An 11,083-nucleotide genomic window follows, 5' to 3' on the forward strand; every position below is an offset into this window, starting at 1 on the left:
TGTTTAGAATGCGACGCGCGCCAGGCGCAAGAGAGCAGCGGTTTCGAAAAGGGGCAGACCCATGATACCCGAATAGGACCCGTCGATTCGCTCGATGAACTCGGCCGCGCGGCCCTGAATGCCGTACGCGCCCGCCTTGCCGAGCGGCTCGCCCGATGCCGCGTAGCGTTGCAGCGCAGCACGGTCGACGTTCGAAAAACGCACTTGCGAGCGCGAGAGCGCGGGTTCCAGCAACGCGCCATCGGCATCGACGACGGCGAGCGCCGTCAGCACTTCATGCTCGCGGCCTGCGAGGCGTTCGAGCATCGCGACGGCGTCTTCTTCGTGAAGCGGCTTGCCGAGAATCAGCCCGTCGATGGTGACGGTCGTATCGGCGACGAGAATCGGCGCGGACGCGAAGCCGCCGGCGAGCAATCGCGCGCGCGCGGCCTTTGCCTTTAACGCGCACACGCGCACGACGTACGCATCGGCGGCTTCGCCGGGCAACTCGGCTTCGAGCGCTTCGGCGTTTTCATCGGCACGGGGAAGAAGGAGTTCGAACTGCACGCCCAGTTGAAGAAGCAACTCCTGACGGCGCGGGCTTTGCGAGGCGAGATAAACGTAGGGATGAGTCGGCATCGTGATGTGGATTCGAATGACGCGCGGGGCATTCGATCCAGCGTCGAAGCACCCTCAAGCGCGATGATAGGGATGATTCTGCGTGATGCTCCACGCGCGGTAAAGCTGTTCGGCGAGCAGCACGCGCACCATGCCATGCGGCAACGTCAGGCTCGACATGCGCAGCATCAGTTCCGCGCGCGATTTCACCTCCGGATGCAGCCCGTCCGCGCCGCCGATCACGAACGCGACGTCGCGCCCGTCCTGCTGCCAGCCGGGCAGGGCGTTCGCGAGTTGCATCGTGGTCCAGTCGCGGCCGCGTTCGTCGAGTGCGACCACGCGCGCGTTCTTCGGCAAGGCGGCTTCGATGCGCTGCTTTTCGGCCGCCATCACGCTCTCGGCATTGCGTCCCGACGAGCGCTGTTCCGGCTTGATCTCTTTGAGCTCGATGCGCAGTTCGGGCGGCATGCGCTTCGCGTATTCGTCGAAGCCATTCGTGATCCAGTCGGGCATCTTGTGTCCGACGGCGAGGATGACCAGCTTCATGAAACGAAGCGGTGTCAGTGCTTGCGCACGGTCTTCCGCGCGGGACGTTTGACGGCGGGCGCGTCGTCTTCGTCGTCCTCGTCTTCATCGGCGGTGACGCTCGCGCCGCCGAACATGTTCGGCCTTTGGAGCTTCACGCGCACGGGCTTGTCGCCCCAGACTTCCTCGAGGTTGTAGTACTGACGCAGAGCGGGTTGCAGGATGTGCACGACCGCGTCGCCGCAGTCGACCAGCACCCATTCGCCGATCTCTTCGCCTTCCGTGCTGACGATGTCGCCGCCCGCTTCCTTGACCTTCTCGCGCACGCTGTTGGCGAGCGCCTTGGTCTGGCGGTTGGACGTGCCGCTCGCCACGACCACGCGGTCGAAAAGCGACGTCAGATGGGTCGTGTTGAACACTTTGATGTCTTGCGCCTTGACGTCTTCGAGACCGTCGATGATCGCGCGTTGCAGCTTCTGAAGTTCCATAGTTACGATGTCTGGTACAGGTGATGTTGAACAATATAGTCCCATACGGCGGATGGGACCTGCGCGCGGGCGTCGGTCGCACCGTTCATCGAACGCGCTTCTTCGCGGATCGCCGTGGCGGATACGTCGAGTAGCAGCATTTCGTCGATGTGCATGTGACCGTGCGGACTCCCGCGCAAAACGTCGGGCGATGCGCGGCGCGCTTCGAATTCGGCCGCGACCGGGGCGGGCAGCGTCGCGACGTCGAAGCCGGCGCGTGTTTCCACGCAAATGTGCGCGTAGTCGAAGAGCCGCTTCCACTGATGCCACGAATCGAGCTTGACCAACTGGTCCGCGCCCATCAAGAGCGTGATCGACGCGTCCGCGCCTTCGCGCTCGCGCCAGTGCGCGAGCGTGTCGACGGTGTACGTGTCGCCGTGGCGGTCGATCTCATCGGTGGCGACGACGATCTGCACGCCATCGAGCGAAAGCGATGCCGCCGCCGCACGCGTCATCGCCAGCCGATGCTCCGGCGCCGATACGCCCGCCTTCTGCCACGGCTGTCCGGCGGGCAGCAGTACGAGCTCGGTCAGTTGCAGCAACTCGACGAAGCGCCGCGCGAGCGCGAGATGCCCGTTGTGGATCGGATCGAATGTGCCGCCGAGCAGGCCGACGCGCTTGGCGCAGGGCGTCACAGCCATTCCCGGCGCACCAGAAAGTCTTCGTACAGCCGCGCTTCCGGCGTGCCGGGCGCGGGCTTCCAGTCATAGCGCCAGTTCGCGACGGGCGGCATCGACATCAGAATCGATTCGGTGCGTCCGCCGCTTTGCAGGCCGAAGTGCGTGCCGCGGTCGAACACGAGATTGAACTCGACATAACGCCCGCGCCGATACGCCTGAAACTCGCGCTCGCGCTCCGTGTAGGGCGTGTCGCGGCGTCGTTCGATGACCGGCAGATACGCCTTCAGGAACGCATCGCCGACGCTTCGCATCATCGCGAACGAGCGCTCGAAGCCCGGCTCCGAGAAATCGTCGAAGAAAATTCCGCCGATGCCGCGCTGCTCGTTGCGATGCTTCAAATAGAAGTACTCGTCGCACCAGGTCTTGAAACGCGGATACAACTCCGCGCCGAACGGATCGAGCGAATCGCGGCAAACCTGATGGAAATGCCGCGCGTCTTCCTCGTAGCCGTAGATCGGCGTGAGATCCATGCCGCCGCCGAACCAGAAGATCGGCGCTTCGCCGTCTTTGGTCGCCGTGAGCATACGCACGTTCATGTGCACGGTCGGGCAGTGCGGATTGCGCGGATGCATGACGAGCGAGACGCCGAGCGCCTCGAAACCGCGTCCGGCGAGTTGCGGACGCGCCGCGCTCGCCGAGGGCGGCAGCGCGTCGCCTTGCACATCCGAAAAGCCGATGCCGCCGCGCTCGAAAAACGCGCCGCCTTCGAGGATGCGCGTCACGCCGCCGCCGCGCAGATGCGCGCCGGGCTCGCGGGTCCAGGCGTCGGTAGCGAAGGCGGTGCCGTCGAAGGCGCCGAGCGCATCGGCGATGCGCGTCTGCAGGCCCCTCAGATAATCGCGAACGGCGGCGATATCGTGGGCTGCGTCGGATTGTGTGCGTTGTTCCGCGCTGCGGTTCGGTTCACTCATCGATTGCTGCGTGCGCCCCTGTGGGCGGCCTTGAATGGCAGGGGTTAACCCTTCGTATCGAAACTCTCAAAAGCACGCTGCCGGACACGAGGTCCGGCAGCGCGGGTGCTTGGGCGGCGTGCGCCGCGCCGTGTCAGTGCTTGTCGCCGGGTTTTTCCGCCGTCTGCTTGCGATTCAGCGCGCGATAGCCGATGTCGCGCCGATACTGCATGCCGTCGAACGAGATCTGGTTGACTGTATCGTAGACCACGGATTGCGCGCCGCGCACGGAATCCGCCAGGCCGACGACGCACAGCACGCGCCCGCCCGAGGTCGTGAGCTTGCCGTCGGTGAGCGTCGTGCCGGCATGGAAAGTGACCGAATTCTCGGTTTCCGCGGGAATGCCGCTGATGCGGTCGTCCTTGCGCGGCGTATCCGGATAGTTATGGGCCGCGAGCACCACGCCGAGCGCGGTGCGGCGGTCCCAGTCCAGATCGACGGTGTCGAGCTTGCCGTCGATCGCCATTTCCACGACCTTCGAGAAATCGCCCTTCAGGCGCGCCATGATCGGCTGCGTCTCGGGGTCGCCCATGCGGCAGTTGAATTCCAGCGTTTTCGGATTGCCGTTCGCGTCGATCATCAGGCCGGCGTACAGGAAACCGGTAAAGCGGATGCCTTCGCTTTCCATGCCGCGCACCGTCGGCTGGATGATTTCGCGCATCACGCGCGCGTGCAGTTGCGGCGTGACGATCGGCGCGGGCGAGTACGCGCCCATGCCGCCGGTGTTCGGGCCCTTGTCGCCGTCGAGCAGGCGCTTGTGGTCCTGGCTCGACGCGAGCGGCAGGACGTGCTTGCCGTCGACCATCACGATGAAGCTCGCTTCCTCGCCCGCCAGAAACTCCTCGATCACCACGCGCGCGCCGGCGTCGCCGAGCTTGTTGTCGGCGAGCATCGAATCGACGGCGGCGTGCGCTTCTTCCAGCGTCATCGCGACGACGACGCCCTTGCCGGCGGCGAGGCCGTCCGCCTTGATGACGATCGGCGCGCCTTTGGCGTCGATGTAGGCGTGCGCGGCGGCGAGCTCGGAAAACGTCTCGTATTCGGCGGTCGGAATGTTGTGGCGCTTCATGAACGCCTTCGCGAAGTCCTTCGAGCTTTCGAGCTGCGCGGCTTCCTTGCTCGGGCCGAAGATTTTCAGCCCGCGCGAGCGGAACAGATTGACGATGCCCGCGGCGAGCGGCTGTTCCGGCCCTACGAGCGTGAACGCGACATGTTCCTTCTCGACGAAATCGGCGAGTTCCGCCGGATCCGTGATGTCGACGTTGCGCAGGCGCTCGTCCTGCGCGGTGCCGCCGTTGCCCGGCGCGACATAGACGATCTGCACGCGCGGCGATTGCGCGAGCTTCCAGGCCAGCGCATGTTCGCGGCCGCCGGAACCGACGACGAGTAACTTCATGTGAATCCCCGAAATCCTGACAAAAAGCGGCTTGAGAAAAAGCGGCGGGCGCATCGACCGTAAAGCGCGCGTATGACACTCGTCATGGCGTCGCGAAGGCGGCTCGCGCTGACATCGGCTGCGTCACGCGCCTTCCTCGGGCGATGCCGCGCCGCGAAGGCCGTGCGGCGCTGCTCCGGCATGGCAGCCGAAGCGAAAGATGTTCCATGCGAGGCCGCGGCGGACTTCGATGCCGCCGCGCCCCTGCGCTACGAAGCTCGGAAAGCTCAGTCTTCGTTGATCGCGGCGTTTGTATAGACTTCCTGCACGTCGTCGAGATTTTCGAGCGCGTCGAGCAGTTTTTGCATTTTCACTGCGTCGTCGCCGCTGAATTCGACTTCCGTCTGCGGTTTCATCGTCACTTCGGCGAGTTCCGCCTTGAAGCCCGCGGCTTCGAGCGCGTCCTTCACCTTCTGGAAATCGTTCGGCGGGCAGACCACTTCGATGCTGCCGTCCTCGTTCGTCACGACGTCGTCCGCGCCGGCTTCGAGCGCGGCGTCCATCAGCTTGTCTTCCGGCGTGCCGGGCGCGAACAGGAACTGGCCGACGTGATCGAACATGAACGACACCGACCCGTCCGTGCCCATGTTGCCGCCGAACTTCGAGAACGCGTGGCGCACTTCCGCGACGGTGCGGGTGCGGTTGTCCGTCATCGTGTCGACGATGATCGCCGCGCCGCCGATACCGTAGCCTTCGTAGCGGATTTCCTCGTAGTTCGCGCCATCGACGCCGCCGGTGCCGCGCTGGATCGCGCGGTTGATGTTGTCCTTCGGCATGTTGGCGTCGTAGGCCTTGTCGACGGCGAGGCGCAGGCGCGGGTTCGAATCGATCTCGCCGCCGCCCATGCGCGCCGCGACCTGAATTTCCTTGATGAGGCGCGTCCAGACCTTGCCTTTCTTCGCGTCGGCCGCGGCTTTCTTATGCTTGATGTTGGCCCATTTCGAATGACCCGCCATTACCTTTCTCCATCGCGCGCGGACCTGCCGGGCGCCTAGTGTGCTGTCGTGCTGAATGTGTCTGTCTGCCGCGCGTTGCTCGGCCGCGGTCGGGTTCGCTCGGGGATCGTTTCGATCCGGCCTGACCCGAATAGGAACAGACCGAAATTTTAGCATGGCGTCGTGCGCTCTCAATGCCGCGTGGCACGGGCCGGAACGCTAAAATCGGCGCAAACCGTGCGAAATTCCGTCGAATCGCGTGGAATTCGCGCGAACGAAGCGGTAAACGCAAACCGCCGCGCAGAATCGCGCGGCGGCTGGAATGGTTCCGGCGAACGCTTAATTCTTCGTGCCGAAGAGACGGTCGCCCGCGTCGCCGAGACCCGGAACGATATACGCATGCTCGTTCAGATGCGAATCGAGCGACGCGACATACAGCTTCACATCCGGATGCGCGTCCTGGAACACCTTCACGCCCTCGGGCGCGGCGACCAGTGCGACGAAAATGATGTTTTCGGCTTGCACGTTGCGGCGCTTCATCACGTCGACGGCGTGCACCGCCGAGTAGCCCGTCGCGACCATCGGATCGCACAGAATGAAGACGCGCTCTTCGAGATCGGGCGGCAGACGCACGAGATACTCGACCGGACGATGATCGTCCGCGCGATACACGCCGATATGCCCGACACGCGCCGAGGGCACGAGATCCAGCAGGCCGTCCGACATGCCGATGCCCGCGCGCAGCACCGGCACGATCGCGAGCTTCTTGCCGGCGATCACCGGCGCGTCGATCCCGACGAGCGGCGTTTCCACGCGCTTGGTCGTAAGCGGCAGATTGCGCGTGATTTCGTAGCCCATCAGCAGCGTGATTTCGCGCAGCAGCTCGCGGAACGTGCGCGTCGACGTGTCCTTGTCGCGCATGTGAGTGAGCTTGTGCTGGATCAGCGGATGATCGGTGATGAAGAGATTGGGAAAGCGGCTGTCTTGTTTCATGGGTCTCGCGCGCGGCGCGTCCTGCTCGTGTGATGTTCTGCCTCTGACGCTCGGGGAGCGGACAGTGGCGACAGTTTACCCAAAAGCCCGCGCACGCCTAAGAAGATTCGCGCGGGCCTTGGCGTTTCCGCCGCCGACGTTGCTGCCCCGATTCTTCTAGAATTGCGCGAAGACGTCACGACCTGTGACGAAAGACAACTGGAGGAAAGACGATGGATATGGGAATCGCGGGCCGCACCGCGTTGGTATGCGCGGCGAGCAAGGGCCTGGGACGCGGCTGCGCCGAAGCGCTCGCCGCCGAAGGCGTGAATCTCGTCATCACCGCGCGCACGGCGGAAACGCTCGAAGCGACGGCAGCGCACATCCGCTCGACTTACGGCGTCACCGTGACGACCGTCGCGGGCGACATCACGACGCCCGAAGGCCACGCCGCCGCGCTCGCCGCCTGTCCCGCGCCGGACATTCTCGTCAACAACGCGGGCGGGCCGCCGCCGGGCGACTTCCGCACTTTCACGCACGAGATGTGGATCAAGGCGCTCGAAGGCAACATGCTGACGCCGATCGAGCTCATCAAGGCGACCATCGACGGGATGATCGAGCGCGGCTTCGGGCGCGTCGTGAACATCACGAGTTCGTCGGTGAAGGCGCCGATCGACGTGTTGGGTCTCTCGAACGGCGCGCGCTCGGGCCTGACCGGTTTCGTCGCCGGCGTCGCGCGCAAGGTCGCATCGACGGGCGTCACGATCAACAATCTCCTGCCGGGCACGTTCGACACCGACCGTATCGCCGTGACGATGGAAGCGCAGGCGAAGGCGCAGAACATTTCGATCGACGAAATGCGGGCGCGCCGTGCGCAAAGCCTGCCCGCGGGCCGCTTCGGCACATCGGAGGAATTCGGCAAGGCATGCGCGTTCCTCTGCAGCGTGCATGCGGGCTACATCACCGGTCAGAATCTGCTGATCGACGGCGGCGCTTATCCCGGCACCTACTGAGACGGAGCCTCTGATGACCACACGCGTCGCGCTCATCGCGCACGACATGAAGAAGGACGACATCGTCACGCTGGCGGGCGAGTTCGTCGACACGCTCGCGCAATGCAATCTCGTCGCGACCGGCACGACCGGCGGACGCATCGCGGCGGCGCACGGGCTGGAGATCGAGCGCAAGCTGTCCGGCCCGCACGGCGGCGACCTGCAGATCGGCGCGGAACTGGCGGAAGGGCGCGTGAACATCGTGATCTTCCTACGCGACCCGATGACGCCGCAGCCGCACGAGCCCGACATCAACGCGCTCGTGCGCGCCTGCGACGTGCACAACGTGCCGTGCGCGACCAACATCGCGACGGCGCGCATGATTCTCGACGACTTGCGTCTGCGCTTCGCGCGGGCGTCCTGAAGATCAAAGGAGACGAACGAGCGATGACCAAGGCAATCCGATTCGACAAGGCAGGCGGCCCCGAAGTCATGAAGTGGGTCGACGTGGACGTGGGCGCGCCGGGCAAGGGCGAAATCCGCGTGAAGCATCATGCGGTGGGCCTCAATTTCATCGACGTGTACTTTCGCACCGGCCTGTATCCGATGCCGCTGCCGGGCGGCCTCGGCATGGAAGCGGCCGGCGAGGTGACGGCGGTGGGCGAGGGCATCACGCAGTTCAAGCCGGGCGATCGCGTCGCCTATGCGTCGCGCCCGCCGGGCGCCTATGCGGAAGAGCGCGTGATGTCGGCGGATTACGTCGTCAAGCTGCCCGATTCGATCGGCTACGAAGATGCCGCGTCGATCATGCTGCAGGGTTTGACCGCGCAATATCTGCTGCGCCGGACGTATCGCGTGAAGGCGGGCGACACGGTGCTGATCCACGCGGCGGCGGGCGGCGTCGGCATGCTCGCGTGTCAGTGGGCGAAGGCGCTCGGCGCGACGGTGATCGGCACGGTCGGCTCCGACGAGAAAGCCGAGCTCGCGAAGGCGCACGGCTGCGATCATCCGATCGTCTACACGCGCGAGAATTTCACGCAGCGCGTGCGCGAGATCACGAACGGCGCGGGCGTGCCTGTCGTCTACGATTCGATCGGCAAGGACACGTATATCGCGTCGCTAGATTGCCTGTCGCCGCTCGGGCTTTTCGTGAGCTTCGGCAATTCGTCGGGCCCGTTGCCGCCGCTCGATTCGTCGGAGCTGGCCGGTCGCGGCTCGCTGTATTTCACGCGGCCGACGCTTTTCAGCTACATCGCCAAACGCAGCGATCTCGACACGATGGCGGCGGAACTGTTCGATGTCGTGTCGTCGGGGAAAGTGAAGACGAACGTGCGCCAGCGTTATCCGCTGTCGGAAGCGGCGCGCGCGCACGAAGACCTCGAAGCGCGCAGGACGACCGGCTCGACGATTCTTCTGCCGTGAAGCGACGCGAAACCGCGCGGACGGCTATCCGATGAGCGAGCCGTCCTTTACCGTCGTCCTGATCGAGGATGAGAAGCAGATTCGGCGCTTCGTGCGCGTGTCGCTCGAAGCGCAGGGCATGACGGTCCACGAAGCGGACACCGGTCAGAAAGGTCTCGTCGAAGCCGCGACGCGCAAGCCCGATCTCGTGATCGTCGATCTCGGCCTGCCGGACACCGACGGCATCGACGTGATCCGCGAACTGCGCGGCTGGACCGCGCTGCCGATCATCGTGCTGTCGGCGCGCACGCAGGAGGAGGAGAAAGTCGCCGCGCTCGATGCCGGCGCCGACGATTACCTCACGAAGCCCTTCGGCGTTTCCGAGCTGATGGCGCGGATTCGCGCGCATTTGCGGCGGCGCAATCAGGCGTCCGCGAGCGAGACGCCGGTCGTGACTTTCGGCGATGTGACCGTCGATCTCGCGCTGCGCCGCGTCACGAAGCACGCCGAAAACGTGCATCTGACGCCGATCGAATACCGGCTGCTATCGACGCTCGTGCGTCACGCGGGGCGAGTGCTGACGCATCGGCAATTGCTGGTGGAAGTGTGGGGGCCGTCGCATGTCGAAAGCCCGCATTATCTGCGCATTTACATGGCGCATCTGCGGCAGAAGCTGGAGCGCGATCCCGCGCAGCCGGAACATATCGTGACCGAGACGGGCGTGGGTTACAGGCTCGTCGGCGTGGCGTGACGGACCGCGCTGAGCGAAGCGAGCGCGGTATCGATCGGCACGTCGCCGCCGACGAACGCGATCAATCGGTCGCGGATGCCGAGCGTCACACATCGCACGGCGATGCGCGCGACGTCGGCGCGTGCGACTTCGGGCGTGTGTTCAGTGAGTTCGTCGGCGAGCGCGATGGTCCCGCGCGGCGGCGCGTCCGATAAAGGCCCTGGCCGAAGAACCGCGAACGGCACACCGCGATGCGCGACGTATTCGTCGGCTTCGCGCTTCATCCGCGAGTAATGGCGCAATGCAAAACTGCTTCGCGCCGGATGAAGTGCGGATAGCGCGCTCACGACGACGAGCTGCTGCACGCGGCGGCGCCTGGCGTAATCGGCGGTGCGCATGACGGCATCGCGATCGATCGCGCGTTCCTCGTTGACGCCTTCGTTGTCCGCCGATCCGGCTGCGTAGATCACATGCGTGATGTCATCGAAGGCGTGAGAAAAGTCGTTGGTGAGATCGCCTAGCAGGATTTCGGCGCCCATCGCCGCGAACTCGCTCTTGTGCGCGGATTTGCGCAGCATTGCGCGGAATGGCATGGCTTGCCGATGCAATCGCTCGGCGATGAGGCGGCCCGTGCGGCCGTGGGCGCCGATCAGCAGAACCTTCAGCGAGTTCATGTGCGGAAGTCTCCTTTGCTTGCGGTTCCTTTTTTTGGTCGGTGGCTTCGGCTTTCGCCGGATCCCGTTTTCGTGTCGGTCTATTAACGTTGCCCCTGTGCGGGGCGGCACTCACTTTCTTTGCTGCTGCAAAGAAAGTAAGCAAAGAAAGCAGCTTTTCAGGCCCGCGGTCACACGCAATTTGGGTAGTTCTCTCGTTCTCGATGGCACTCGCCTAAAGAGTGCCCTCATCACAATCACCGGGCTTGGCTCGCGCACGGTCTGCCTTCACTCGCCACACACCAAACTGGTTCAGCACCAAATAGCTCCGGCCCGCTTCGCGGCCGATGGGTCAATCGGGTCCGCGCGTGCTTCTCTACTAACGTCTCCATCTCACTGCAATCGCCGCCCTTTGGTTTCCCTTGCATACCCAACGGCAGCGCGTAGCGCTGTGCCGAACCTCTTTCGTGCTGAACCAGTGTCCTAGGAAAACTAGCTTGTCAGACCGTGCGCGATCCAAGCCCGGTTAGTCCTTTGAGGGCACTCTTTAGGCGAGTGCCGCCGTGGACGAGAGGACTACCCAAATTGCGTGTGACCGCGGGCGTGTCGAGCTGCTTTCTTTGGTTACTTGTATATTGAATCTGGCGTCCGGAAGCTGATCTCTCCCGTTCGCTCGAAGCGGTAGC

At 64.5% G+C, this 11,083-nt stretch carries 13 protein-coding genes; 4 read left to right on the forward strand and 9 right to left on the reverse strand.

Annotation, left to right across the window (positions count from 1 at the left end; all coding sequences use genetic code 11):
- Positions 1-3: 3 nt before the first annotated feature.
- The 8 genes from NCT05_RS05575 to upp form a co-directional block, all read right to left on the reverse strand.
- Complete coding sequence (locus tag NCT05_RS05575) at positions 4-618, reverse strand: Maf family protein (protein WP_008350633.1); 615 nt, start codon at positions 616-618, stop codon at positions 4-6.
- Between the two features lie 54 nt (positions 619-672).
- Positions 673-1,143, reverse strand: coding sequence for a 23S rRNA (pseudouridine(1915)-N(3))-methyltransferase RlmH (rlmH, locus tag NCT05_RS05580; RefSeq protein ID WP_250501861.1), 471 nt, complete (start codon positions 1,141-1,143; stop codon positions 673-675).
- Between the two features lie 14 nt (positions 1,144-1,157).
- On the reverse strand, positions 1,158-1,610 hold the full coding sequence (gene rsfS, locus NCT05_RS05585) for a ribosome silencing factor (RefSeq protein ID WP_008350631.1): 453 nt from the start codon (positions 1,608-1,610) through the stop codon (positions 1,158-1,160).
- Positions 1,611-1,612: 2 nt separating this feature from the next.
- Positions 1,613-2,290, reverse strand: coding sequence for a nicotinate-nucleotide adenylyltransferase (locus tag NCT05_RS05590; RefSeq protein ID WP_008350630.1), 678 nt, complete (start codon positions 2,288-2,290; stop codon positions 1,613-1,615).
- Positions 2,281-3,240, reverse strand: a complete 960-nt coding sequence (gene hemF, locus NCT05_RS05595) for an oxygen-dependent coproporphyrinogen oxidase (RefSeq protein WP_034471227.1) — start codon at positions 3,238-3,240, stop codon at positions 2,281-2,283. The genes NCT05_RS05590 and hemF overlap by 10 nt, the downstream gene beginning before the upstream one ends.
- A 133-nt stretch (positions 3,241-3,373) precedes the next feature.
- Positions 3,374-4,675: a phosphoribosylamine--glycine ligase gene (gene purD / locus NCT05_RS05600; RefSeq protein WP_008350628.1), complete on the reverse strand. Its 1,302-nt coding sequence runs from the start codon at positions 4,673-4,675 to the stop codon at positions 3,374-3,376.
- Between the two features lie 266 nt (positions 4,676-4,941).
- The gene (locus NCT05_RS05605) at positions 4,942-5,670 is read right to left on the reverse strand and encodes a YebC/PmpR family DNA-binding transcriptional regulator (protein ID WP_008350627.1); all 729 of its coding nucleotides are present in this window, start codon (positions 5,668-5,670) and stop codon (positions 4,942-4,944) included.
- A 318-nt stretch (positions 5,671-5,988) separates the two neighbouring features.
- A complete protein-coding gene (gene upp / locus NCT05_RS05610; protein ID WP_250501862.1) occupies positions 5,989-6,642 on the reverse strand; it encodes a uracil phosphoribosyltransferase in 654 nt (217 codons plus the stop codon).
- A gap of 212 nt (positions 6,643-6,854) precedes the next feature.
- On the opposite strand from upp, the gene NCT05_RS05615 reads away from it, so the two are divergent.
- The 4 genes from NCT05_RS05615 to kdpE are packed head-to-tail and all read left to right on the forward strand — an operon-like array spanning position 6,855 to position 9,765.
- Complete coding sequence (locus NCT05_RS05615; RefSeq protein ID WP_008350622.1) at positions 6,855-7,634, forward strand: SDR family oxidoreductase; 780 nt, start codon at positions 6,855-6,857, stop codon at positions 7,632-7,634.
- 13 nt (positions 7,635-7,647) lie between these two features.
- On the forward strand, positions 7,648-8,037 hold the full coding sequence (locus NCT05_RS05620; RefSeq protein ID WP_008350620.1) for a methylglyoxal synthase: 390 nt from the start codon (positions 7,648-7,650) through the stop codon (positions 8,035-8,037).
- A gap of 23 nt (positions 8,038-8,060) precedes the next feature.
- Complete coding sequence (locus tag NCT05_RS05625) at positions 8,061-9,035, forward strand: quinone oxidoreductase family protein (protein WP_008350618.1); 975 nt, start codon at positions 8,061-8,063, stop codon at positions 9,033-9,035.
- A gap of 31 nt (positions 9,036-9,066) precedes the next feature.
- Positions 9,067-9,765 carry a two-component system response regulator KdpE gene (gene kdpE, locus NCT05_RS05630; protein ID WP_250434315.1) on the forward strand — a complete coding sequence of 233 codons (699 nt, stop codon included), beginning with the start codon at positions 9,067-9,069 and terminating at the stop codon, positions 9,763-9,765.
- On the opposite strand, the gene NCT05_RS05635 is transcribed toward kdpE, so the two are convergent.
- Positions 9,741-10,418 (reverse strand): SDR family oxidoreductase, encoded by a 678-nt coding sequence (locus NCT05_RS05635; protein WP_008350614.1) that lies wholly within the window; start codon positions 10,416-10,418, stop codon positions 9,741-9,743. The two genes, kdpE and NCT05_RS05635, sit on opposite strands and share 25 nt — an antisense overlap.
- Positions 10,419-11,083 lie beyond the last annotated feature (665 nt).

This window comes from Caballeronia sp. AZ7_KS35 (genome assembly GCF_023631045.1).
In the GTDB taxonomy this organism is placed as follows: domain Bacteria; phylum Pseudomonadota; class Gammaproteobacteria; order Burkholderiales; family Burkholderiaceae; genus Caballeronia; species Caballeronia zhejiangensis.